The organism is Streptomyces sp. NPDC026500, assembly GCF_055567635.1.
Genome location: NZ_JBVHQB010000005.1, coordinates 36,228 through 60,114 on the forward strand (window position 1 = coordinate 36,228; position 23,887 = coordinate 60,114).

The following is a 23,887-nucleotide window of genomic DNA, read 5'->3' on the forward strand; positions in this document are numbered from 1 at the left end:
TCCGGTCAGTGCGTACGGCGACCGTAGGACGCACGGCTCTGGGGAGCCTGTGAGCGGCCGGGGGCGTACCTGTGACTGTCGGCGCGGGGTTCGGCCGGGTGGTCAGCGGCCCTGGTAGCGGGCCGCCAGGGCGCGGATCTCGGGGAGGCGGGCGGTGAGGGCCGCGCCGGGGCAGCGGGTCATGAAGGCGGCGTTGTGGCCGGAGACGGTGGAGAGCCTGGCGGCGGTGCCCGCCGCGAAACGGCTGAGGCTGTTGCTGGAGACGAGGCGGACCGTGCCCCGGGGGTCGACGCCGGCGAGCCCGAGTTTCCAGGCCGCGAGACGGGCGATCGCGTCGATCATCGCCCTCGGCACCTGTGCTCCCGTCGTGAAGGTCCCGATCGCGGCGATCCCCGCGGAGCGATGGTTGAAGCCCTGCGTGTGCGCCCCGGTGACGGGCCGGTCGACGCCGCCCGCGCGGCCCTCGTAGATCGTGCCGCAGCGGTCGACGAGGAAGTTGTAGCCGATGTCGTCCCACTGTTTGGCGCCGGTCTGGCCCGCGTAGACGTCGCGGATGATGCGGGGCACGTCGGCACAGTCGTAGCCGTTCGGCGAGTCGGTGTGGTGGATGAAGACCGCGACGACACGGTCGTCGTAGCGGGGCGGCGGCTGCTTGCGCGTGCTCGTGGCGTCGAGCCACTTCGAGCGCGGCACGATGACCGGCCGGGCGACGGGGTGGGGCACCGTGAGCCGGGCCGCGACCGGAGGCGGGGTCGGGGCGGACGCGCGGCCCGCCGTGCGGTCCGCGCCGGCCGCGCACAGCATCAGCGCCATCAGGGCGAGCAGGCCGGGTATGCACCCGAGGACGACGAGGACCGGTCTCGGCAGCCCTACCGGCGCGTGCCGGCGCACACCGGACGACAGAGGGGCGCTGGACTCTCGTTCCGCGCCGGTGCGAACCTCGCGGGCTCGGGGCACCGGGCGCCCGTGGCGCCCATGACGCGCGGAGCGGGAAGCTCGCTCCCCGCTCCGTATTCGAGGCCCCCGCGGCTTCCGGAAGACACGCATGGAGCCACCCTGACCCGGATCCGCGCGGGCCGCGATGTGTGGTGTGCCACCTGGTGGAACCATCGGACGTACCCGGGACGTTTCTACAGGTCCACGGGTGTGTGGCCGTTTCCGCGGCACCGAACGCGCGTGGCTGATCACTGGGCCCGCCCGACGCGTACTAAGGGGCCCTAGAGAAAGGCGGCTCCGTGGACGTGCTCGACCTCCTGCTGATGCTGGTGATCCTGGTCTACGCGGCGTCCGGGTACCGCCGCGGCCTGGTGGCCGGCTGTGTCTCGCTGGCCGGTTTCGTGGGCGGTGCCGTCATCGGCGTTTGGGTGCTTCCCTGGATGATGGAGCTGGTCACCGCGGGGACACCGGCGGCGACGGTGACGGCGGTGCTCACGGTGCTGGTGCCCGCCGTGGTGGGTCACGAGCTGGCCGGGCGGCTGGCGCTGAAGCTGCGCCGCGAGCTGGACGAGGGGCCGTTGCGGGTGGCCGACGGGATCGGCGGAGCCGCGGCGAACACGCTGGCCGTGCTGCTGGTGGCCTGGGTGGCGGCGAGCGTCCTCGGCGCGTCCTCGTCGACGGTGGTGACGCAGTCCATCCGCAACTCTGCGCTGCTGGGCGCGGTGCAGCAGACGATGCCGGAGACCACGCCGACCTGGTTCTCGCGCGCCACCTCGGCGCTCACGGAGGCGGGCTTCCCTCAGGTCTTCAACCCGTTCGAGAACGAACCGACGGCCGGTGTCGCCAAGCCGTCCGGGGACAGCGTGACGCCGTCCGCGACGAACGCCGCGAAGCTGAGCACCGTGAAGGTCGAGGGCGTCTCGGGCAACCAGGGCCGGGAGGGCAGCGGCTTCGTCTACGCCTCCCGGCACGTGATGACCAACGCGCACGTGGTGGCGGGCATCGACCGGCCGACCGTGCGGGTGGGCGGGGTCGGCCGCCCCTATCAGGCGCGGGTCGTGCTCTTCGATCCGCAGAAGGACGTCGCCGTCCTGTACGTACCGGGTCTGCGGGCCCCGGTCCTCCACTTCGACGGAGTCGCCTCGCGCGGCGACTCCGCGGTGGTCGCGGGCTACCCGCAGGACGGCGGCCTCGACCTCCAGGCGGCCACGGTCGCGAACCGCATCAACGCGACGGGCCAGAACATCTACAACTCCGGCACGGTCACCCGCGAGATCTACTCGATCCGCTCGACCGTCCGTCCGGGCAACTCCGGCGGTCCGCTCCTCACCACCGACGGCAAGGTGTACGGCGTGGTCTTCGCCCGTTCGACCTCGGACAGCGAGACGGGGTACGTACTGACGGCGCACGAGGTCGCGGGCGACGCCCACAGGGCGGCGCGCGCCACGGCCCGCGTGGACTCGGGCGACCTCGTCACCTCCTGACGTCGGCCGGCCCCTGACGTCGGCCGGCCCCTGACACCGGCCGGGACCTGACACCGGCCGAGTCCGGACACCGGCCGGGCCCTGACGTCGGCCGAGTCCTGACCCTGGCCGGGGAGCACGGCCCGTGGCCCGACCCCGGCCAGGGAGAACGTCTGCCCATGGTTCGGGGGCATGCCCTGCCCTCCCGCTCGGGAACATCCCTGGCCCCCGTTGGGCAGCACGGCCGTCCGGGCGCGGGCCCCGGCGGTGCGGGCGCCCACGGCGCCGCCTCCACGACCCACCAAGTGGCACGCTTTGCCGCATCGGCGAAACATGCCCCCCACCCCTCTCCCGGCGTACGCTTTCCCCGTGAGCAGCCAGCCGTCCCCCGCGCCCGAAGCCCCCGCACTTTCGCTGACCGAGCGCCGCAAGGCGGCGACCCAGCTCGACATCGCGCGCGCGGCCGCGGAGCTCTTCACGGAGTACGGTCCGGACGGCACCACGGCGGAGGACATCGCCCGCCGGGCCGGGGTGGCGCTGCGCACCTTCTACCGCTACTTCCGCAACAAGCAGGACGCCGTGGGCCCGCTGCTCGCCGCCGGAGGCGACCACTGGCGTGCCCTGCTCGCGGCGACGGAGCCGGGCACGGCGCTGCCGAAGGCCCTGGAGCGGGCGATCGGGGAGGCCCTGTCCGCCCCGGACGCGCACGCGGCCGAGCGGCTGGAGCAGACCCGTACCCTGTTGCGGGCGGCCGTCGACGATCCGGCGCTGCGCGCCGTCTGGTACCGGGTGAACCAGGAGTCGGAGGAATGCCTCATCCCGGTGGTCGCCCGGCTGGCGGGCACCGGTGCGGACCCGCTGGAGACCCGGCTGACCGCCGCCGCGGCCACGGACGCGATCCGGATCGCCCTGGAGACCTGGGCGGCCACGGACGCGGCGGCCGACGGACCGGGTTCACCCGCCGAGCTGGCGGTCCGCTGTCTTCGTCATCTCATGGGCGGCCCGCACCCGTTGCCCGCCGACGGCGAGAACTGATCAGAGCGGGCGCCCCATCAGGACGTCGTCCACGTACACGCCGTCCAGCAGGAACTCTTCGGGCAGAATCCCCTCGACGACGAACCCCTCGGACTCGTACAGCCTGCGCGCCGGGGTGTTGTGGCCGAGCACGCGCAGCGTGATGCGCCGGGCGCCCTGGCGCCGGGCCTCCTCCCGCACCGCCCGCAGCAGCGCGCGGCCCACTCCGGCGCCGCGAGCCTCGCCGGCGACGGCGAGTCCGAGAATCTGCCGGACGTGCGCGTTGCAGGCGAGCGGGGTCGGGAAGCCCAGCCGGATGTACCCCACGAGCCGACCGTCGAGCTCGGCGACGAAATGGTCCCGGGGACCGAACCGCTCGCTGTAGAAAGGTTCGTACGGCGGCCGGGGGCGCGGCATGACGGCGTGCAGCGTGGACCAGGTGTCGCGGTCGAGCCGGCCGAGCGCGTCCTCGTCGTCGAGGGTGGCGGTGCGTATCCGCGGAGCAGCTGACATACCGGTCACTGTACGGCCGCCGCGCTGGCGTCCGTTCCGTGAAGTCCGCCGCGGCACGGGCAGGATGGACCCATGAGCGAATCACCGTTGCCCCCGGGTTCCCGCATCGTGATCGCCGGCGCGTCCGGCCTGATCGGCTCCGCGCTGGCGCGCTCCCTGAGCGCCGAGGGACACGAGGTGGTCCGGCTCGTGCGCCGTGAGCCGCGCTCACCGGACGAGGTCCGTTGGGATCCACAGCGGCAGCGGATCGACGCGGTGGGGCTCATCGGGTGTGCCGCCGTGGTCAATCTGGCGGGGGCCCCGGTCGCGGGGCGGCCCTGGACGCGGGCGTACAAGCGGATGATCCGGGACAGCCGGGTGCTCGGGACGGCGACGCTCGCGGAGGCGGTGGCCTCGCTCGACGAACCGCCGCGGGTCTTCGTCAACGGAAGCGCGATCGGGTTCTACGGGGACACGGACGGCCGTGCGGTGGACGAGTCGGCGCCGCCCGGGGACGGGTTCCTGCCCTCCGTCTGCGTCGAGTGGGAGGAGGCGACGGCTCCCGCGCAGGAGGCGGGGGTTCGTACGGTGCTGCCCAGGACCGGGCTCGTGGTGGCCCGCGAGGGCGGGGCCTGGGCCAGGCTGATCCCGCTGTTCCGGGCGGGCGTCGGGGGGCGGATGGGGAACGGGCGCCAGTACTGGAGCTACATCGCGCTGCACGACGAGGTGGCCGCGATCCGGCATCTGATCGACACGGAGTCGCTGTCGGGGCCGGTGAACCTGACCGCCCCCGACCCCCTCACCAACGGCGAGATCACCGAAGCCATGGGCCGCGTCCTGCGCCGCCCGACCCTCGTCACCGCTCCCGCCCCGCTCCTGCGCCTCGCCCTCGGCGACATGGCCGAGGACATCCTGGGCAGCCAACGCGTCCTGCCCACCCGCCTCCTGGAATCCGGCTTCACCTTCGCGTTCCCCTCGATCGAGGGAGCACTGCGAGCGACCCTGGACTGAGCGGGCGCAGCTCCGGGCAATCCCGGAGCACCTCCGCCTCCTCGGGAGATCCACCCCGGCGGGTCCCACCGTTTCCGGATGCTCCACCCCCGGCGGATCCCGCCACCTCCGGATGCTCCGCCTCCACCGGGTGCTCCACCCGGACGGGTGGCGCATCCGGAGTGCCGCTACGCCCCGCTGGGCGTTCCCGGTCCTGTCGGGTCTCACCGCCACCGGGTGCTCCACCCCGGACGGGGGCCGCCCCGACGAGCCACCACCCCCCGGCTCGCCGCCCCCGCCGGGGTGCCACCCCCCGCGGTGTGCCGCCGGGGGCACGTGTGCCGCCTCCGGCGGGTCCAACTGCCCCCGCCGGGCGGGTACATGCACCCCCCATGCTCCCGTGCACGGCCGTCGCGCGACTTCCCCCTTGCGCCCGCACCTCGCACCCTCGATCCGAACTCGGGTATTCCAGAAGCGTGTTGGGGGCATGACGTCCCCACCGGCCGCGCAACCTCGAGGAGGGGCACGTGCTAGAGCCCGCACGCCAAGCCGCGCACATGGCGGAGATCGCGGAAGACGTGGACGTCGTCGTCGTGGGAGCCGGTGTCGCCGGTCTCGCGGCCGCACGGCATCTGACCGGGGCGGGGCTGAGGACCACCGTCCTGGAGGCCGCCCCCGATGTGGGCGGCCGTATGTCCACGGAGAAAATCGACGGCTTCCGGCTGGACCGGCTCGGCCGGCTCCTGTCCACCTCGTACCCGGAACTGCGCCACACCCCGGGCCTGGGCGCCCTGGTCCTGTGCCCGTTCTCCCCGGGCGTGCTGCTGCACAGCGACGGCCACCGCCACCAGGCGGGCGCGCCAGGCACTCCCCGGAGCGCGAGGGGCGCACTCACCACCGCGCGCGCCCTCGCGAGCGCCCCCCGGCTTCCGCTGCCCCGGCCCGCGCGCGGAACCACCCGCCCCGGACCGCTCGGCGGTCCCCTCGACCAGTCCCGTCTCAACACAGCCCTCGCGCGTCTCGCCGCCACTCCGCCGGAGCGCCTGCTCGCCCGTCCGGATCTCACCGCGGCGCGGGCGTTGACCGCCCGGGGCCTCCCGGCCCGTACGGTCGACGCCTTTCTGCGCCCCCTCCTCGCGGCCCTGCTGTGCGACCCGGACCTCCAGACGTCGAGCCGTTGCGCCGACCTCGCGCTGCACTCCTTCGCGACGGGCCGGCTGTGCCTGCCGGAGGGCGGCGCGGACGCGCTGCCCGAACTGCTGGCGGCCGCCCTTCCGCCGGGCACCGTGCACACGGGTGTCGAGGTCACCGCCGTCTCCACGACCCGTGTGACGACGAAGGACCACGGCGAACTCCGTTGCCGGGCCATCCTGTTGGCGACCGGCGCCCGCGCCGCCGCCCAGTTCCTGCCCGGACTGCACGTCCCGGCCTTCCATCCGGTGACCGTCCTGCACCACACCACGGACGAACCCCCGCTCACCGCCCCGGCGTTGCTCCTGGACGCCGACCGGAGCGGTCCGGTGGCGCACACGGCGGTGGTCAGCCAGGTCGACCCCACCCGGGCACCCGCCGGCCGCGCCCTGATCTCCTCGACCGTGCTGGGCACTCCGCCCGCCGCGGCCCACCTCGACGCGGCGGTCCGTGCCCAACTGGCCCGTCTCTACGGAACGTCGACGGCCCGCTGGGAGCTGCTGGCGGTCCATCACGAACCCGAGGCGGTCCCGGCGATGCCACCACCGCACGATCCGCGCCGCCCGGTGCGGCTGCTCGCGGGCCTGTACGTGTGCGGCGACCACCGGGACACCAGCACGGTGCAGGGCGCCCTGCACTCCGCCCGGCGGGCCGCCCACGCCCTCCTGACCGACCTGGACGTCCGCCCGGCCCCCTTAGCGGAGCCCATGGAGTCCGCCGCCGCGTGACCCCGGGCTCCCGGGCTCCCGGGGTTCGGGCGGTCCCCCGGCGGGGGTGGGCCCGGCCTCCCGCCGGACGGACCGAGGGCCCACCGACGGGCGGGGCGGCTGTCCCGGGCGAGGGACGGAGCTCCGGCAGGGTGGGCCTGGACTCCCGGCGGGGTGACCCGGCCGCCGAGCGGACCGAGGCCCGCTCACCGGCGGGCCGCCTCCGCCGGTGAGCGCATAGAGCTTCCCGGTCTCCGGCACCCCAGGCCGGAGACCGGGGACGCCCCGCCTGCCGCTCAGTTCAGCGCGGCCACCTTGTCGCGGTAGCCGCGGACGGGTGCGGCGTCCCTGTACGGTTCGAGCCGTTTCTCGAAGTCCCGTACGTACTCCACGGCCCGCGCCGACCGCATCTCCGCCGCCTGCCCCGCGGCCTCCGCGCCCAGCAGACAGGCCTGGTCGAGCTCTCCGAGCCCGAGCCGTGCCGAGGCGAGCACCACCCGGCAGAACAGCCTGCTGCGCGCGTATCCGGGCGCCCGCAGCTGCAGGGAGCGTTCGGCGTGCTGCGCCGCGGCCCGGAACTGCTGAAGGTCCCGGTGACAGTGCCCGAACTCGTCGGCGAGCTGTGCCTCGTCGAAGTACCGGGCCCACTGCGGGACTTCGTCGCCGGTCCGGGACGTCTCCAGCGCGCGCTCGGCCCGGACGAGGGAGGCCGTGCAGGCCCGTACCTCGCCGAGCACCCCGTGGCCGCGCGCCTCGACGGCGTGCAGCAGCGCCTGCACGACGTGCGGACCACCCGAGCCGAGGCCCTGCTGGGCGACCCGCGCGAGCTGCACGGCCTCGCGCCCGTGCCCGAGGTACACGGCCTGCCGGCTCATCGTGATGAGCACGTAGGAGCCGTACACCCGGTCGCCCGCGGCCTGCGCCAGGCGCAGCGCCTGGACGAAGTATCGCTGCGCGAGTCCGTGCGCGCCGATGTCGTACGACGTCCAGCCGGCGAGCCGGGTGAGATCGGCGGCGGCGGCGAACAGGTGCCGGCCGGTCTGCTCCCCGTACGAGCCGCGCAGCATCGGCTCGGCCTCGTGCTCCAGATAGCGGACCAGCGCCTGGCGGGCGTGGCCGCCGCCGTAGGCGTGGTCGAGGGCGCGGAAGAGTTCGCCGACCGAGCGGAGCGCGGCGATGTCCCCGCCGCTGACCCGCTGGCCGGGGCCACGCTCGGTCCGGCCGCGCTGCCGGGACGAGGGTCCGCCCTGCTCGGGCGGTGCCATGACCCTGGGCACCGCCGGGCGGCCCTGGGCGGGCACGCGTGAGGGCTGCTCTCCTCGGGCGACCCGGTCGTCGGCCCGGCCGATCAGCCAGTCCCGGCTGGGCACGACGAGTCCGGCCGGGGTGAAGGCGATCTTGCGGAGCTCGGCGTGGCTGCCGGAGTCCTTGCGCCACAGACCGCTGACGATGTCCACGGCCTCCTCGGGCGTCGCGGCGAACTCCAGCCCCGCGTACACGGGTGCGCAGGCGTCGAGCCCCAGGTCCTGCGCGCTCAGGCGCCGGCCGAGGCGGCGCGTGAAGACCTCGGCGATGAGCGCCGGGGTGGTCCCGCGGGGCTGCTGGCCCCGCAGCCACCGGGTCACGGATGTCTTGTCGTATCTCAGGTCCAGTCCGTGTTCGAGCCCGAGCTGGTCCACGCGACGGGCGAGACCTGCGTTGGAGAACCCCGCTTCTGCGATGAGCGCGGCGAGCTGTCGATTGGGAGTGCGCTGCGCGGGTCGTTCCGTCATCTGCGGTGCGGTCTCCTGCCTTTCGGGTCCCCAAGGGGCCTCGGGGCGGCGTGGAACGTGCTCGCGCCTCCCCCGAGGACTCCTCGTGCCCGGATTGCCTGTGAGCAGCCCTTATGGCCTCGTGAACGGCGCGAATGTAGCGGAGCGTAAGCACCGCATCGCACATATCGACATTCATTCATCCGATCGTGTGAGGATTGGCTGTCGGGCTGACGCGGATCGGTCGGACGTACAGTGGCTTGGGCGCGCCACGGACCTGGCGAAAGGTTCCTCCGCGTGCCCCGCACGGGGACCACCACGTGCCCGAGGAACCTTCTAGGGAGGCGCTTGCCGTGAGTGAGTTGCGGTTCGTCCGCATGGGATTCGGTGCCGAGGCCGTCGAGTACCAGGAGGCGTGGGACGAGCAGCGTCGCGTGCACGCCGCCCGGTTCCTGGACGAGATTCCCGACACCTGTCTGCTCCTGGAGCACCCGCCGGTCTACACCGCGGGCCGGCGCACGGCGGACAACGAGCGGCCCCTGGACGGCACGCCCGTCATCGACGTGGACCGCGGCGGCAAGATCACCTGGCACGGTCCGGGCCAGCTGGTCGGCTACCCCATTCAGAAGCTCCCGCGCCCGGTGGACGTCGTAGCACACGTACGCCGTCTTGAAGAGGCGCTCATCCGTACGTGTGCGGAGTTCGGCCTGGAGACCAGCAGGGTCGAGGGCCGCAGCGGCGTCTGGATCCTGGGTGACGCCAAGGACCCCGCCGAGGGGTCCTCCGCGCTCGGGGGCCTCTCCCTCGACTTCGACCCGCGACTGCAGGACGAGGAGTTCGACCCGCGGCTCAACGGTCCGGAGTACGCCCCGTCCAACGCGGGCCAGCGCCGCGAGGACCGCAAGATCGCCGCGATCGGCATCCGTGTCGCCAAGGGCGTCACCATGCACGGCTTCGCCCTGAACGTGAACCCGGACAACGCCTGGTTCGACCGGATCATCCCGTGCGGCATCCGCGACGCGGGGGTCGCCTCCCTCGCGGGCGAGCTGGGCCGCGACGTGAGCATCGCCGAGGTCCTCCCGGTGGCCGAGAAGCACCTCGGGGACGTACTGGCGAACGCGGACCTGAAGCCGCGTGTCGTCGAAGCCGCCCCGGCCTAGAACCCGCGCCCCCACGGCGGGAAGCCCCCGGGAATGCACCCCCGCTCCCGAAGGTTGCCCACCTCGGGGGCCGAGAACCGCACGGGCGTACCCTGGTGTACGCCGAAGAATCGAAGTTACAGGGAGCCGATGTGTCCGCAGTCGCACCCGACGGACGCAAAATGCTGCGCCTGGAGGTCCGGAACAGCCAGACCCCCATCGAGCGCAAGCCCGAGTGGATCAAGACCCGGGCGAAGATGGGCCCCGAGTACACGAAGATGCAGAGCCTCGTGAAGAGCGAGGGTCTGCACACGGTCTGCCAGGAGGCGGGCTGCCCCAACATCTACGAGTGCTGGGAAGACCGCGAGGCCACCTTCCTCATCGGCGGTGACCAGTGCACGCGGCGCTGCGACTTCTGCCAGATCGACACCGGCAAGCCCGAGGCGTTGGACCGCGACGAGCCGCGCCGTGTCGGTGAGTCCGTGGTCACGATGGACCTGAACTACGCCACCATCACCGGCGTCGCCCGCGACGACCTGGAGGACGGCGGTGCCTGGCTGTACGCCGAGACGGTCCGCCAGATCCACGCCCAGACCGCGGGCCGCGAGGCCGGCCGCACCAAGGTCGAACTGCTCGCCCCGGACTTCAACGCCGAGCCCGAGCACCTCGCCGAGGTCTTCTCCTCGCGCCCCGAGGTCTTCGCGCACAACGTCGAGACCGTCCCCCGGATCTTCAAGCGCATCCGTCCGGGCTTCCGCTACGAGCGCTCGCTCAAGGTCATCACCGAGGCCCGCGACTACGGTCTGGTCACGAAATCGAACCTGATCCTCGGCATGGGCGAGACCCGCGAAGAGGTCAGCGAGGCGCTCCAGCAGCTGCACGACGCGGGCTGCGAGCTCATCACGATCACGCAGTACCTGCGCCCCTCCGTGCGTCACCACCCCGTGGAGCGCTGGGTCAAGCCGCACGAGTTCGTGGAACTCAAGGAGGAGGCCGAGGAGATCGGCTTCTCCGGCGTCATGTCGGGCCCGCTCGTCCGCTCCTCGTACCGGGCCGGCCGCCTGTACCAGATGGCCGTCGAGAAGCGAGGGGCGTACATCGCCTCTCAGGCGGTCTGATACGCCGAACGGATCACGTTGCGAAACGAAAGCGGTGGCACCGAGTGCCACCGCTTTTGTGTGAATCCGGGCACAAGCGGCCCGGTATTCACAAGGGGCCGTTCACATCCCCCGCGGCATCCGCGCAGTTGGAGCCACCATACGGACCACGTCAGGAAGTGGACCCGCCGTATCAAGGCTTCACTGGTGTTTGACCGGTCGGTCACGCCCTGGTAACACCAAACAGTGACCCTGGTCCTACGTCACGCACCGCCCCGTCCGAGCCGCCGATCCCGAGGGGGGACCTCCATCATGCAGGCCGCGCCCGTACGCGCCACCGCGATTCCGTCGTTCACCGATGCACTCCGTGCCGTCGAGTCGCTGCTCATGAGCAGCGGGCAGCGCACCGCTCGCCGCAACGCCTGGACCTCCGTCCTGGAGGACCGTCGCCGTGCCAAGGACCGCGTCGAGGCGCAGCGCGTGCTGGAATCCGTCTCGCACTCCTGAGCGACGCACTCCCGACCGCCGCTCCCCCGGTGCAGCGGTCCCGCCCGCCGGTACTGCCGTCACCGGCGCTTCCCGGGCCACGTAGACTCGTGGCATGGCGAGGAAGGAACCCGCAGCGGACGCTGCGAACCCCGGGCGACTCAAGCAGATCGCTCTGACGTACAAAATGACCCGCAAGGCCGATTCCAAGATCGGTCTTGTACTCGCGGCTGTCGGAATTCTCACCCTCGGTGTCTTCCTCGCGATCGGCTTCTTGATCGGTTACCCGGTCTATCTCGGCATCCTCGGGCTTCTGCTCGCCTTCCTCGCGACGGCGATCGTCTTCGGACGCAGGGCCGAGCGGGCCGCCTTCGGGCAGATGGAGGGACAGCCGGGCGCGGCCGCGGCGGTGCTCGACAACATCGGCCGAGGCTGGACCACGACCCCGGCGGTGGCGATGAACCGCAGCCAGGACGTGGTGCACCGCGCGGTCGGCAAGGCCGGCATCGTGCTGGTCGCCGAGGGCAACCCGAACCGGGTGAAGAGCCTGCTGGCCGCCGAGAAGAAGAAGATGGCGCGGATCGTCGCGGACGTCCCGGTGCACGACATTCTCGTGGGCACCGGCGAGGGCCAGGTGGAGCTGAAGAAGCTCCGCACGACGATGCTGAAGCTGCCGCGCGTGCTCGCCGGCCCTCAGGTCACCGCGACCAACGACCGGTTGCGCGCGATGGGCGACCTGATGAGCAACATGCCGCTGCCGAAGGGTCCGATGCCCAAGGGCATGCGGATGCCGCGCGGCGGCCCGAAGGGCTGACCCTCCAGCTACGGCCTCTGCGCGGTACCGCGCAGTTCCACGTTCTACGCCGATGGGGCGCCCGGAGATTCTCCGGGCGCCCCATCGGCGTAGAAGGATCGTGCCGCCCCGGGCCCCCGGGGCGTACGAATGTCAGATACGGACTTCGATCGTGCGGGCCAGCCGGTCGTGCAGGCCGCGGCCGTCGCGGTCCCAGATCAGCGCCGGGACGGCGACGCACAGGAGCGCGGTGCGCAGCAGGACGCGCAGCGGGTTCAGCCGGCCGCCGCCCTCGGGGACGACGCGCAGGCCGAACAGGCGCTTGCCCGGAGTGAAGCCGACGGTACCGACCGTGAGCAGGCCGAGAAGGAAGAAGACGAGCAGGGCCCAGTTGCCCGTCGCCTGGCCGTAGCCATCGGTGAGCAGCCCGTATGCGATCAAGAGACACAGGCCCCAGTCGACGGCGAGGGCGCCCAGACGGCGGCCGGGGCGGGCGATCGAGCCCGGTCCGTGCTCCGGGAGACCGAGCTGTTCGCCCCGGTATCCGAAGTCGACACCGGCTTCCTCCGCCGCCGCGCGGGGACCGGAGAGCCACGATCCGATTGCTTGCCTGTTGTCCACCCGTCCAAGGTACTGTGCCCGTTTTGCCATGCGGACAGGAGGGGCCGGGACGACCCGGGTCGGTTAACTTGGGCGAAACAAATGGGTCACGCTTGAGAAATCCCCCGTCCCTATGGTCGGCTCCAGCGTGTGCCACCGCACTGGCCGCACGAACGAACTACCACCCCGGTCCACTGTGGGCGGGAGTAGGAGGAGCTGGATGTTCCAGAACGCCGACGAGGCCAAGAAGTTCATCGCGGACGAGGGCGTCAAGTTCGTCGATGTCCGCTTCTGCGACCTGCCGGGTGTGATGCAGCACTTCACGATTCCGGCCGAGGCCTTCGACCCGACCGAGGAGCTCGCGTTCGACGGCTCCTCCATCCGCGGCTTCCAGGCCATCCACGAGTCCGACATGGCGCTCCGCGCCGACCTGTCCACCGCGCGCGTCGACCCCTTCCGCCGCGACAAGACGGTCAACATCAACTTCTTCATCCACGACCCGATCACGGGCGAGCAGTACTCCCGTGACCCGCGCAACGTGGCCAAGAAGGCCGAGGCCTACCTCACCTCGACCGGTATCGCCGACACCGCGTACTTCGGTCCCGAGGCCGAGTTCTACGTCTTCGACAGCGTGCGCTTCAAGACCTCCGAGAACGAGGCCTTCTACCACATCGACTCCGAGGCCGGCGCCTGGAACACCGGTGCCATCGAGGACAACCGTGGTTACAAGGTCCGCTACAAGGGCGGCTACTTCCCCACCCCGCCGGTCGACCACTTCGCCGACCTTCGTGCCGAGATCTCCCTGGAGCTGGCCAACTCCGGCCTCCAGGTCGAGCGCCAGCACCACGAGGTGGGCACGGCCGGCCAGGCCGAGATCAACTACAAGTTCAACACGCTGCTCGCCGCGGCCGACGACCTCCAGCTCTTCAAGTACATCGTGAAGAACGTCGCCTGGCGCAACGGCAAGACCGCGACCTTCATGCCGAAGCCGATCTTCGGTGACAACGGCTCGGGCATGCACGTCCACCAGTCCCTGTGGAGCAACGGCGACCCGCTGTTCTACGACGAGGCCGGCTACGCGGGTCTGTCGGACACCGCCCGCTTCTACATCGGCGGCATCCTCAAGCACGCCCCCTCGCTGCTCGCCTTCACCAACCCGACGGTGAACTCCTACCACCGCCTGGTCCCCGGCTTCGAGGCCCCGGTCAACCTGGTGTACTCGCAGCGCAACCGCTCGGCGGCCATGCGTATCCCGATCACGGGCTCCAACCCGAAGGCCAAGCGCGTCGAGTTCCGCGCGCCCGACTCCTCCGGCAACCCGTACCTGGCGTTCTCCGCCCTGCTGATGGCCGGCCTCGACGGCGTGAAGAACAAGATCGAGCCGGCCGAGCCGATCGACAAGGACCTCTACGAGCTGGCTCCCGAGGAGCACGCGGGCGTCGCCCAGGTCCCGACCTCGCTCCCGGCCGTCCTCGACCGCCTGGAGGCCGACCACGAGTTCCTGCTCGCGGGCGACGTCTTCACGTCCGACCTGATCGAGACGTGGATCGACTACAAGCGCACGAACGAGATCGCGCCGCTCCAGCTGCGTCCGCACCCGCACGAGTTCGAGCTCTACTTCGACGTGTAAGCTCGTCGCTGACGAGTGAGCCCGTCGGCTCGCCGAACGCGTGAGCCCGTCGCTCCAGCCGTACACCACCGGCCGTGTCCTTCCTCCGGGAGGGGCACGGCCGGTGCGCTTTCCCGTGTCCACTGCGCATAAATAAGTGGCTCTTGACAGGGAAGTTCTTTGCCCACCGCGGGGCCGATCGGCACCTGTTCATGGGGAACGGCAGGAGCACAATGGATAGCGGGACGAGTGCCTGACAGCGGGGTGGTGCGAGATGCAGAGCCGATTCCGGAACGATCGGCAGCTGACCGTGCGGATGACGGTCACGCTGTTCCTGCTCGGATTGCTGTACGTGGCCTTCGTCGCCGCGTTGATCGTGTTGCTGAAGTCGTGGGTGCTGGTCGTGGTGATCGCGGCCGGGCTGCTCATCGCGCAGTACTGGTTCTCGGACCGGATCGCGCTCTACGCCATGCACGGGCGGATCGTGGAGCGCGAGGAGTATCCCCAGCTGCACGGAGTCGTCGACCGGCTGTGCGCCGTGGCCGACATGCCCAAACCGCTCGTCGCCGTGTCGGACATCGACATGCCGAACGCGTTCGCCACGGGACGCAACGCCGATCACGCGGTGCTGTGCGTGACCACGGGGCTGCTGCGCCGCCTGGAGCCCGATGAGCTCGAAGGCGTCCTCGCGCACGAGCTGTCGCACGTGGCCCACAAGGACGTCGCCGTGATCACCGTGGCGTCCTTCCTCGGGGTGCTCGCCGGGCTGATCGTGCGGTTCGCGTTCTACTCGCAGCTCTTCGGCGGGCGGGGCCGCAAGGACCAGAACACCGTCGCCATCTTCATGGCGGTGATGGCGGTGTCCGCGGCCGTGTACGCCATCAGCTTCATGCTGATCAGGGCGCTCTCCCGGTACCGCGAGCTGGCCGCCGACCGTTCCGCGGCCCTGCTCACCGGCCGGCCCTCGGCGCTGGCGTCCGCGCTGACCAAGGTGACCGGGGACATCAGCCGGATTCCGACGAAGGACCTGCGGACCGCGCAGGCCTTCAACGCCTTCTACTTCACACCCGCGCTCGGCGCCCAGCCGGGCATCGCCAACCTCTTCTCCACCCACCCGAGCCTGGAGCAGCGGCTCGAACAACTGGCCCGCATCTCCACCGAGCTGGGCGAGCCCGCGGTGCCGGACGCGAGCACCCCGACTCCCGGAGAGGCCGTCTGACCGCATGGGGTTCCTGGACATCCTGCTCGGCCGCAGCAAGCCCGCCGTACCCGATCTCGACCAGCTCTTCGGGCTTCCGTCGGCGGCCGTGACCCTCCAGGCGGCGGCCGGGTTCATCCCGACCGGCACGGGCGCGGTGTGCTTCGCGTCCGTCGAGGGCGCGGCCTTCGCCGAGGCGCACCAGGAGGCGCAGGCCCTGCTCGACGCGGACACCGGGCGGACGGGCTCCCCGGTGGAACTCAGCAAGGACGAGTACGGATACTCGTGGCTCGTCTCCCGCCGCGCGCCCGACGACCTGCCGGCGCTGGTGAGCGATCTGCACGCGGTCAACAGCTCCCTGGAGAGCACCGGCTTCGGGCCCCAGCTGCTCTGTTCCGTGGTGGGTTTCAGGGACAGCGGACAGCGCAGGCTCGACCTCGTCTATCTCTACAAACGTGGAACCTTCTACCCCTTCGCGCCGCTCGCCGACGAGGGCGAGCGGCGCGACAACGCGCTGGAGCTCCAGATCAAGGCGGCGCTCGTCGACGACCTGCGCATCGAGCAGGACCTCGCCCGCTGGTTCCCGATCTGGGGCGCCCCGGGACTGTGACGGACGCCCCGGCGCGGGGGTCGGGTCCGGACAGGTTCTACTTCTGGCGTTCCTGGCGGCGCGTCTGAAGGGGGCGTTCGCGCCGGTAGCGGCGCTCCCACCTGGCCTGGCGGTCACGACGGTCGCGGTACGCCCGGTAGCTGGCGTCCGTGCGGCCCGCGGCCCCGCCGGAGCCCGGGGTGGCGGAGCCCGAGGACCCCGCGGCTGACGCACTCCCCCCGGTGCGGCCGTAGCGGACGTACAGGAAGAGCAGGACGATCGCCGCGAGCCACAGGGTGTGGTTGGAGAAGCCCATGACGACCAGGATCGCGGTCGCGGAGAAGATCAAGGTGCCCATGACGGGACTCCTTGTATGCGTGAGTGAAAAGGCCTTGACGGCTTTCTGGAAGTGCCGACGGGGCGCTGGGGGAGGCGGCCGTCCGGCGGTGCGTAGAGAGTAGCCCCGAGACCGCGAACTGATGCCTGTCCGACGGAAACCGGTGCGCCGCTGCCCCGGAACACGCCTTCAGCGTAGGGAGCGTGACCGCCCGTACGCATCTGGTTTTCTCCCGACTGCACCCCATCCCATATCCCTATAAAGTCGAACGGAATCGACATAAGGGGTGCCCCTCATGAGCAATCTGTTCGTCATCGCCTACAACGATGTCGCGACCGCAAGCCGGGTGCGCGACAAACTGTTCGAGCTGTCGAAGCAGCATCTCGTCGAGCTGGAGGACGCGGTCGTCGTCGAGCGGAGCGAGGACGGCAGGATCAAGCTGCACCAGGCGGTCAGCCACACGGCCGTCGGCGCGGCCGGTGGCGCTCTGTGGGGTGGCGTCATCGGACTGCTCTTCCTGGCGCCGCTGCTCGGCGCGGCGGTGGGCGCGGCGGCCGGTGCCGCCGGTGGCGCGGTCACGGACACCGGGATCAACGACAGCTTCATGAAGGATCTCAGCCAGAACCTGCGGCCGGGCGCCGCCGCGCTGTTCGTTCTGGTCAAGCAGGCGGCCGGGGACAAGGTGATCCCTCAGATCGCCGAGTTCGGCGGCCAGTTGGTGCAGACCTCGCTGAGCCAGGAACAGGAGGACGCGCTGCGCGAAGCGGTCGCCGCCGCACAGGCGAAGGCGGCCGGCGGCAGCGCGGCGCCGGAAACGGGCGCGACGGCCACACCGGAAACCGGCGCCGCGGCCACATCCGGAACAGGCCCGGCGGCCGCATCCGGAACAGGTGCTCCGGCCACGTCGCCGACGATCAGCACCACCAAGCCGGACGCCGGCGGCGCTCCGGCCGCCTCCTCCTGAGCCGACGGCCCACCCGTCAACCACCCTTTCCAGAAGGGGAGTTCCCCGATCACGCAGGTCACCCGGATGACATCCCACGCGCCGCACCCACCTCAGGAACGGCGCGACCCGCGTGCGTAAATAGGGGGATGCTCTCTCCCTTCGCGCACGACCACGACGGTGAACGACTGAGCTGCGTCAGCAGCGGCGGGGACGACGTCGGCGACGGCGCGGCCACCGTCGTCCTCCTGCACGGCGCGGGCAACGGCAGCAAGGAGCGACTGCTCACGCTGCTCGACGACTTCGCCGCCCGTGGCTGCGCGGGGCTTGCCTTCGACTTCTCCGGACACGGTGAAAGCACCGGCAAGCTGGGCGAGTTGAGTCTGCGACGGCGTTTCGAGCAGGCCGTGTCGGTGATCGACGCGACGGTTCCGGCGGGCGCCCCGCTCATCCTGGCCGGTTTCAGCATGAGCGGCCAGACGGTGGCCGATCTCGCACGGCACTACGGGGAACGGGCCGTGGCGCTCGTGCTGTGCGCGCCCGCGGTGTACGCCGCCGAGGCCTGGTCGATTCCGTTCGAGGACGCGGAGAGCACCTCCCGGCCGGACGGCAGCGGGGCGGTACAGAGCCGCTTCAGCCGGATCATCCGCACCCCGGACAGCTGGCGGCAGGCTCCCGCGCTCGACGTCCTGCGGGCTTACGAGGGGCGGGCGGTGCTCGCCGTACCCGCCGCGGACGCGGTCATCCCGCCCGCCGTGACACAGGCCGTCGCGGACGCGCTCACCGCGCGCGCACGCTTCACCCGCTTCGAGCTGCCCGACGCCGATCACCTGCTGGGCCTCTGGTTCCGCGACCACCCCGAGGACCGGCAGCGGCTCGTGGACCTCGTCCTCACCGGACTCGGCGACCCGGTCCGGACGGCCGTCGGCGCCTGAACGGCCGACCGACCTCACACGCCCGGCGCCGCCGGGACCACGCCCGCCATCACCGCCGCGCCCAGTGCCGCGTGGTCGGTGGCGTTACGGTCCGTGTAGCGCAGGGCGAACTCCGCGACGGCACGGTCGAAGGTGTCGGCTCCGCCGAGATAGGCGGCGATGGCGACGCGGTCGCCGGAGCGGGCGTGCGCGCGGGCCAGGGCGGTGCCGCACAGCCGGGCGTAGGCGCGCAGGTCGCCCGGACTCATGCCGGCGATGTCCGCGGACCCCTTCATGTCGTGCAGTTGGCGCCAGTAGAACGCCCGCCCCTCGGGGCCGGTCGTCCAGCCGAGGAAGATGTCGCCGGCGGCCTGCATCAGCCGCTGCCCCGCGACGACCCGGCGCCCGGGATGGACGTACGGGCCGCTGGGAAGATGCTCTTCGAGTACGGACCGTCCCGCCTGCTTGATCTGCAGGAACAGCGGGTCGTCGGCGTCCCGCCCGGCGAGCAGCACGATGAAGCAGCGGGTGCCGACGCTGCCCACGCCGACGACCTTGCGGGCGGCGTCGACGAACCGGTAGCGGTCCAGGAGCAGGCGGCGTTCCTCGGGGAGCGTGGAGCGGTAGTCGCTGAAGATCTTGCGGAGCGAGGCCATGTCGAGGGATCCGGCCGGTTCCAGCAGGGGCGGGTCGTGGACGATGCGGCGGCGTCCGTCGACGGTCTCGGTGAGTTTGCCGAGCGACTGCAGGCTGGTGCGGCGGCGGGCCCGGGTGAGGGTGGCCTCGGCGCGCCGGCGCTGTCGCCCCGAGCGGACCAGCGGCAACAGCAGATCGGCGTCGATGTGCTGGTACCAGACGGTCAGTTCGCCCTGCCGGGCCAGCCGTCGCACGACCTCGCGGTACTGCCCGGCGGCGGCCCGTGCCGCGCCGAAGACGTGTTCCTCCTTGTGCCCGTTCTCCCGGGCGGCGACCGCGACGCTGGCCGCGAGCCGTTTGACGTCCCACTCGAAGGGGCCGGGGAAGGTCTCGTCGAAGTCGTTGAGGTCGAAGAGCAGGGAGCGTTCCGGGGAGGCGTACAGACCGAAGTTCAACAGGTGGGCGTCGCCCGACAGTTGGACGGTGAGTCCGGTGTGCGGCTGGGCGGCCAGGTCGGCTGCCATGACGGCGGCGGCCCCGCGCAGGAAGGCGAGCGGTGACGCCGCCATCCGCGCGTACCGGATCGGCAGGAGCTCCGGAAGCCGGTCCCTGCCCTGCTGTTGCAGGAGGCCGACCGGGTCGGGTCGGTCGGCGGCGGGGATCCAGGTGCCGTGCGCGGAACGGGGGACCCGCTTGCGGGCGGCCCGGCCCCGTGCGGCCCGGTCCCCCGAGGTGGCCGTGACGCTGTTGCGGAGCACGGCCGTCAGTGCCTTACGGCGCGGGCGACGCCGGCCTTCACATCGCCGGTGAGGGAACGGTTGCTGCGGGCGGTGCCGTCCTTGGAGGCGCCCCCCGCGACGTCGTTCACCGTCACGACGGTCGCGTCGAGGAGGTTGCCGCTCTGGTCGCGGAAGTCGACCTGGACGACGTACGACTTCGCCGAGGAGGTGGGATTCGTGACGGTCACCTTGACCGTGGCACGCCCGTCGGAGTCGGGGCTCGCGTTCCCGTCGAGCTTCACCTCGTCCTTGGCGTCCACGCCGCCCTTGAACTCGTCGAACTTCCGGCCGGCCTCGGCGGTCGCGGAGGCGAGGGCGTCACCCGCCTGGCTGGCGGCGGACGCGGCCTGAGAGACGGCGGACGCGGCCTTGGAGGCGGTGTCGGAGGGGCTGCTGCCGTCCGAACAGGCGGCCAGCTGCGTGGCCAGGGCCGCCACCACGAACACGGCCAGGATCAGTCGGACCGGTCCTCGTATGCCGTTCCTCTGATGCATCGTCTCTCCCCACGTGGTCCTGGTTCGCCTTTCCGGATTCCGCTTCCTCGCGGTGGCCCCAGTCAAGGCCGCGGGCGGGGCCGCCGCATGCCCGGCTACATCGAACGGGTGAGCCTCGTCCCGTGACGGGCGGACGTTCGAGAGGATGAGGAGCGCGGAGCAGGAGTACGGGGTACGGGACGGCCGGACGGACGGAGGCGACGTGACGGGGAAGCCGCGGCACATCGGGGTGGCGGAGCGGCGGGCACGGCTCGGGCTGCGGCAGCGGCTCGCGGGAGCCGCGCGGGCGGCGACCCCCGAGGAGGTGGCGGACTCCCTGGTCGCGCTGCACGGGACCGATCCGGCGACGGTGTACCTGGCGGTGGGCGCGCGTCTCGCGGACGCCGGGGAGACGGTGGCGCAGGTCGACCGGGCGCTGTACGAGGACCGGTCACTCGTACGGATGCACGGCATGCGGCACACCGTGTTCGTGTTCCCCACCGGCCTGGCCGCCGTCGTGCATGCCTCGACGGGGCTCGACATCGCCGCGAAGGCGCGGGCCGGACTGGTCAAGGAGATGGTCAACGGAAGCGACGGACGGCTGACCGAGGAGTGGCTCGATGAGGTCGAGGCGTCCTCGCTCGCCGCGCTGGCCCGGCGCGGACAGGCAACGGTGAACGAACTCACCCGGGACGAACCGCGGTTGAAGGAGCAGTTCGTCTACGGGGCAGGGAAGAGCTACGAGAGTCCGCAGACCGTGTCGTCCCGGCTGATGCGGGTGCTGGGCGTCGAGGGCCGGGTGGTGCGCGGTCGCCCGCTCGGGTCCTGGACGTCGAGCCAGTTCCGCTGGGCGGTCGCGCCACCGCATCCCCCGCTCCCGCCCGCCGAGGCCCGGTCCGAGCTGCTGAGCCGCTGGCTCACGGCGTGCGGGCCCGCCACGGAGGCCGACCTGAAGTGGTGGACGGGGTGGAAGGTCACCGACGTACGGCGGACGCTGGCCGCGATCGGTGCGGTCGCCGTCTCGCTCGACGACGGGGTCACGGGGTACGTGGCGGCGGGCGACGAGGGCCCGGTCGACGGGCCGGGGGAGCCCTGGGCCGCCCTGCTGCCGGGCCTCGATCCGACGCCCATGAGCCGGCAGGAGCGGGACTGGTATCTCGAACCGTCCCTGCGGCCCGCCCTGTTCGACGGCAGCGGCAATGTCGGGCCGACGGTGTGGTGGGACGGCCGGGTGGTCGGGGGATGGGCACAGCGGCCCGAGGGCGAGGTCGTCTGGCGGCTGCTGGACGCGGGGGGTGTGGGCCGCGAGGCACAGGACGCGATCTCGGCGGAGGTCGAGCGCCTGCAGGCCTGGGTCGGCCGGACCCGGGTCACTCCACGCTTCCGGACGCCCCTGGAACGGGAGCTGTCGGCGGCCTGACGGCCGGTACGGGAGCGGAAGTCGCCGACCGGGTCCCGGTCCGCGCCGGAGGCGGTTCCGAGGCCGCGCCGACGTCGGCGCCGGGTTGAGGCCGGCTCCGAGGCCGGGGTCGGTGCCGGGGTCAGTGCCGGGTTCGGGGTCGGCACCGAGGCGGGTGCCAGCGTTGGCGCCGGGGGTTGGGGCCGGGGCAGGGGCCAGGGTCAGCACCGAGGCGGGTGCAGGCGCTGGCGCCGGGGCAGGGGCCGGGGCCGGTGCCGGGGTCGGGGTCTGGGCCGGGGCCGGGGTCAACGCCGGGGTCAACGCCGAGGTCAACGCCGGGGTCGGGGCCAGGGCCGAGGTCGGTGCCGGGTGCTACCGCGGCTGGCGCGGGCACCCGGCACCGGTGGATCGGCGCGCTCAACTCCTCAGCGCGCGTACCTCATCAGCGCACGCACCATGTGGCACGTGGTGTCCGACGGCGGGTGAACGCCGATGACTTCCGCGGTGCTGCGGATCTTCTCGTTGCGGGCCTGGTTCGGCACGTACACACCGGAGTCGAGCAGGGCGATGGCGAGTCGCATCGCCTTGAGCCGGCGGTTGTGCGTGACATACCAGTCGCGGGGGCGCCCCGGCGGCAGCGGGCGCTTCTCCACGGGCTCGTACGGCAGGTCCAGCGGGACCGCCCTCTTGGATGTGGACTGAGTGGGCAGCGGCTTCAGTGCGGCAGCGGGCACAGGCATCCTCCTGTCGCGGTCAGGGCGCCGTCCGGACCTCCCGGCGACACCCTCGAACACTGCTTCTATTCTACCGCCGGGCACTGACAAAAGCCGCTGGCCACAGGGGCTTTGAGGGTGCCGTGACAACAGAACACGGAGGTGTCTCCCGTAACGTGTGCGACATGGAGATCTGGATCAACCCGGCCTGTTCGAAGTGCCGCAGCGCGATCAGCCTGCTCGACGCCGAAGGCGCCGACTACACCGTTCGCCGCTACCTGGAGGACGTGCCCAGCGAGGACGAGATCCGCGACGTCCTCGACCGCCTCGGCCTCGAACCGTGGGACATCACGCGGACCGAGGAGGCCGACGCGAAGGAACTGGGACTCAAGGAGTGGGCGCGGGACGCCGGTTCACGGGACCGCTGGGTCAAGGCGCTGTCCGAGCACCCGAAACTGATCCAGCGGCCGATCATCACCGCGGACGACGGGACGGCGCTGGTGGGCCGCACGGACGAGGCGGTGCGGGACGCCCTGTCCCGGTAGCGGGCCGGGGGCGGAGCGGTCGGCACCGGGGCGACCACCCGGGCGGCGCCGACCCCGGCTCCGGGCCGACACCCGGCTGACGTCGGGTCCTCCGGCACCCCAGCCGACTCCTGGCCCTGGACGCGCTCCGCCCAACTCCCGTGTGATCCAGGTTACTTAAGTGAATGTCGTAACCGTTGAGTAACTGCGTTCGGCATCTCGTACATAGCGGCGTACCCCTCCCCCACGCTCTGGAGGCGCGCATGTCGCGTAGGAGAAGGACTCTCAGCACCAAGAAGAAGATCGCTCTGCTGGTCAGCGCGGCGACCGTGGCCGGCGGTGGAGCCTTCGCCCTGGCCGCCACGTCGAACGCGGCGTCGGTGCAGAACGCTCAGAGTTCGGTGGTCTGCAACGGGCTGGCCACCGCGCTCGGCAACAACCAGAAGTTCATCGCGGACCAGCAGGCCCACCCCGACTCGCAGTCGGCGGCCAGGATCGCCAACCGCCAGGCGGTCATCGCGCAGATCAAGGTTCAGCAGCAGGCTTCCGGCTGCGCTGTCGGGGAATCGGCTCAGGACTCCCAGACCGCTCAGCAGCCGGCCCAGTCCGCACCGGCCAAGGCCGCGCCCGCCCCGGCGGCTCCGGCGAAGACCGCCCCCGCGAACAACGCCGGCGGTGGCGCCGCCACCGGCCAGCAGGTCTGCACCGGTTCGACCGTCACGCTCTCCGGCGAGGCCGGCGCACCGGCCGCGTCCAGCAACCAGTTCCCGGCCGGAACGAAGCTGAAGGTCACCAACCTGGACAACAACAAGTCCACGACCGTCCAGGTCACCTCGGTCTCCGGCAGCTGTGTCCTGCTGAACAACGCGGCCTTCGAACAGGTCCGGGAGCCGGGCAAGTTCCTGATCCGCAAGGCCCGCATCGAGAAGGTCGGATAACGGGCAGAACGTGTCGAAGGCCCTGCCGTCGCCGATCCTCTCCGGGTCGGAAGCGGCAGGGTTTTCGCATGGGCGGGCACCCGTTCGCATGGGCGCTCAACCGGGGCGGAACCGGGCCACATCCCCCGTAACGCTCCCACGCACATCGCATACGAGCAGCCCCCCGCCGGACCTGC

Annotated in this window: 24 protein-coding genes; 16 read left to right on the top strand and 8 right to left on the bottom strand. The window is 71.8% G+C overall.

Features of this window, described 5'->3' with window-relative positions; genetic code table 11:
* Window positions 1–102: 102 nt before the first annotated feature.
* The gene (locus ACZ4N5_RS10840; RefSeq protein WP_467756768.1) at window positions 103–957 is read right to left on the bottom strand and encodes a peptidoglycan recognition protein family protein; all 855 of its coding nucleotides are present in this window, start codon (window positions 955–957) and stop codon (window positions 103–105) included.
* A gap of 278 nt (window positions 958–1,235) precedes the next feature.
* Between ACZ4N5_RS10840 and ACZ4N5_RS10845 the strand changes: the two genes are divergently transcribed.
* Both ACZ4N5_RS10845 and ACZ4N5_RS10850 read left to right on the top strand, forming a co-directional pair.
* Entirely contained in the window at window positions 1,236–2,420 is a 1,185-nt protein-coding gene (locus ACZ4N5_RS10845; protein WP_467756769.1) for a MarP family serine protease, read from the top strand.
* A gap of 312 nt (window positions 2,421–2,732) precedes the next feature.
* Window positions 2,733–3,434, top strand: coding sequence for a TetR/AcrR family transcriptional regulator (locus ACZ4N5_RS10850; protein ID WP_467756770.1), 702 nt, complete (start codon window positions 2,733–2,735; stop codon window positions 3,432–3,434).
* On the opposite strand, the gene ACZ4N5_RS10855 is transcribed toward ACZ4N5_RS10850, so the two are convergent.
* Window positions 3,435–3,926 (bottom strand): GNAT family N-acetyltransferase, encoded by a 492-nt coding sequence (locus ACZ4N5_RS10855; RefSeq protein WP_467756771.1) that lies wholly within the window; start codon window positions 3,924–3,926, stop codon window positions 3,435–3,437.
* Window positions 3,927–3,998: 72 nt separating this feature from the next.
* Between ACZ4N5_RS10855 and ACZ4N5_RS10860 the strand changes: the two genes are divergently transcribed.
* Window positions 3,999–4,916: a TIGR01777 family oxidoreductase gene (locus ACZ4N5_RS10860; RefSeq protein WP_467756772.1), complete on the top strand. Its 918-nt coding sequence runs from the start codon at window positions 3,999–4,001 to the stop codon at window positions 4,914–4,916.
* Between the two features lie 536 nt (window positions 4,917–5,452).
* Complete coding sequence (locus tag ACZ4N5_RS10865; protein ID WP_467757111.1) at window positions 5,453–6,814, top strand: NAD(P)/FAD-dependent oxidoreductase; 1,362 nt, start codon at window positions 5,453–5,455, stop codon at window positions 6,812–6,814.
* A 275-nt stretch (window positions 6,815–7,089) separates the two neighbouring features.
* On the opposite strand, the gene ACZ4N5_RS10870 is transcribed toward ACZ4N5_RS10865, so the two are convergent.
* A complete protein-coding gene (locus ACZ4N5_RS10870; protein ID WP_467756773.1) occupies window positions 7,090–8,565 on the bottom strand; it encodes a regulator in 1,476 nt (491 codons plus the stop codon).
* A gap of 332 nt (window positions 8,566–8,897) precedes the next feature.
* Between ACZ4N5_RS10870 and lipB the strand changes: the two genes are divergently transcribed.
* The 4 genes from lipB to ACZ4N5_RS10890 all read left to right on the top strand — a co-directional run bounded on the left by lipB (window position 8,898) and on the right by ACZ4N5_RS10890 (window position 12,080).
* Complete coding sequence (gene lipB / locus ACZ4N5_RS10875; protein WP_467756774.1) at window positions 8,898–9,704, top strand: lipoyl(octanoyl) transferase LipB; 807 nt, start codon at window positions 8,898–8,900, stop codon at window positions 9,702–9,704.
* Window positions 9,705–9,835: 131 nt separating this feature from the next.
* Entirely contained in the window at window positions 9,836–10,801 is a 966-nt protein-coding gene (gene lipA, locus ACZ4N5_RS10880; RefSeq protein WP_467756775.1) for a lipoyl synthase, read from the top strand.
* A gap of 291 nt (window positions 10,802–11,092) precedes the next feature.
* Entirely contained in the window at window positions 11,093–11,287 is a 195-nt protein-coding gene (locus ACZ4N5_RS10885; RefSeq protein ID WP_103553051.1) for an SCO2195 family GlnR-regulated protein, read from the top strand.
* A gap of 94 nt (window positions 11,288–11,381) precedes the next feature.
* Entirely contained in the window at window positions 11,382–12,080 is a 699-nt protein-coding gene (locus ACZ4N5_RS10890; RefSeq protein WP_467756776.1) for a DUF4191 domain-containing protein, read from the top strand.
* Between the two features lie 132 nt (window positions 12,081–12,212).
* Here the strand turns inward: ACZ4N5_RS10890 and ACZ4N5_RS10895 are convergent, their stop codons facing one another.
* Window positions 12,213–12,680 (bottom strand): RDD family protein, encoded by a 468-nt coding sequence (locus tag ACZ4N5_RS10895; RefSeq protein ID WP_467756777.1) that lies wholly within the window; start codon window positions 12,678–12,680, stop codon window positions 12,213–12,215.
* A gap of 199 nt (window positions 12,681–12,879) precedes the next feature.
* Between ACZ4N5_RS10895 and glnA the strand changes: the two genes are divergently transcribed.
* The 3 genes from glnA (at window position 12,880) to pspAB (ending at window position 16,076) form a co-directional block, all read left to right on the top strand.
* Complete coding sequence (gene glnA / locus ACZ4N5_RS10900) at window positions 12,880–14,289, top strand: type I glutamate--ammonia ligase (protein WP_467756778.1); 1,410 nt, start codon at window positions 12,880–12,882, stop codon at window positions 14,287–14,289.
* A 253-nt stretch (window positions 14,290–14,542) separates the two neighbouring features.
* Window positions 14,543–15,487: a zinc metalloprotease HtpX gene (gene htpX, locus ACZ4N5_RS10905; protein WP_467756779.1), complete on the top strand. Its 945-nt coding sequence runs from the start codon at window positions 14,543–14,545 to the stop codon at window positions 15,485–15,487.
* A 4-nt stretch (window positions 15,488–15,491) separates the two neighbouring features.
* Window positions 15,492–16,076, top strand: coding sequence for a PspA-associated protein PspAB (gene pspAB, locus ACZ4N5_RS10910; RefSeq protein WP_467756780.1), 585 nt, complete (start codon window positions 15,492–15,494; stop codon window positions 16,074–16,076).
* A 37-nt stretch (window positions 16,077–16,113) separates the two neighbouring features.
* Here pspAB and ACZ4N5_RS10915 read toward each other — a convergent pair whose 3' ends face one another.
* Window positions 16,114–16,413: a hypothetical protein gene (locus ACZ4N5_RS10915; protein WP_467756781.1), complete on the bottom strand. Its 300-nt coding sequence runs from the start codon at window positions 16,411–16,413 to the stop codon at window positions 16,114–16,116.
* 274 nt (window positions 16,414–16,687) lie between these two features.
* Between ACZ4N5_RS10915 and ACZ4N5_RS10920 the strand changes: the two genes are divergently transcribed.
* Complete coding sequence (locus ACZ4N5_RS10920; protein ID WP_467756782.1) at window positions 16,688–17,356, top strand: DUF1269 domain-containing protein; 669 nt, start codon at window positions 16,688–16,690, stop codon at window positions 17,354–17,356.
* A 128-nt stretch (window positions 17,357–17,484) separates the two neighbouring features.
* A complete protein-coding gene (locus ACZ4N5_RS10925) occupies window positions 17,485–18,270 on the top strand; it encodes an alpha/beta hydrolase (protein ID WP_467756783.1) in 786 nt (261 codons plus the stop codon).
* A 14-nt stretch (window positions 18,271–18,284) separates the two neighbouring features.
* On the opposite strand, the gene ACZ4N5_RS10930 is transcribed toward ACZ4N5_RS10925, so the two are convergent.
* A complete protein-coding gene (locus ACZ4N5_RS10930; protein WP_467756784.1) occupies window positions 18,285–19,643 on the bottom strand; it encodes a DUF2252 domain-containing protein in 1,359 nt (452 codons plus the stop codon).
* A gap of 5 nt (window positions 19,644–19,648) precedes the next feature.
* Window positions 19,649–20,158, bottom strand: a complete 510-nt coding sequence (locus ACZ4N5_RS10935) for a hypothetical protein (RefSeq protein WP_467756785.1) — start codon at window positions 20,156–20,158, stop codon at window positions 19,649–19,651.
* Between the two features lie 145 nt (window positions 20,159–20,303).
* On the opposite strand from ACZ4N5_RS10935, the gene ACZ4N5_RS10940 reads away from it, so the two are divergent.
* Window positions 20,304–21,557 (top strand): winged helix DNA-binding domain-containing protein, encoded by a 1,254-nt coding sequence (locus ACZ4N5_RS10940; RefSeq protein WP_467756786.1) that lies wholly within the window; start codon window positions 20,304–20,306, stop codon window positions 21,555–21,557.
* A gap of 404 nt (window positions 21,558–21,961) precedes the next feature.
* Here the strand turns inward: ACZ4N5_RS10940 and ACZ4N5_RS10945 are convergent, their stop codons facing one another.
* A complete protein-coding gene (locus ACZ4N5_RS10945) occupies window positions 21,962–22,270 on the bottom strand; it encodes a hypothetical protein (protein WP_467756787.1) in 309 nt (102 codons plus the stop codon).
* A gap of 164 nt (window positions 22,271–22,434) precedes the next feature.
* On the opposite strand from ACZ4N5_RS10945, the gene ACZ4N5_RS10950 reads away from it, so the two are divergent.
* Both ACZ4N5_RS10950 and ACZ4N5_RS10955 read left to right on the top strand, forming a co-directional pair.
* The gene (locus tag ACZ4N5_RS10950) at window positions 22,435–22,794 is read left to right on the top strand and encodes an arsenate reductase family protein (RefSeq protein WP_467756788.1); all 360 of its coding nucleotides are present in this window, start codon (window positions 22,435–22,437) and stop codon (window positions 22,792–22,794) included.
* A 242-nt stretch (window positions 22,795–23,036) separates the two neighbouring features.
* Complete coding sequence (locus ACZ4N5_RS10955) at window positions 23,037–23,711, top strand: RlpA-like double-psi beta-barrel domain-containing protein (RefSeq protein ID WP_467756789.1); 675 nt, start codon at window positions 23,037–23,039, stop codon at window positions 23,709–23,711.
* Window positions 23,712–23,887 lie beyond the last annotated feature (176 nt).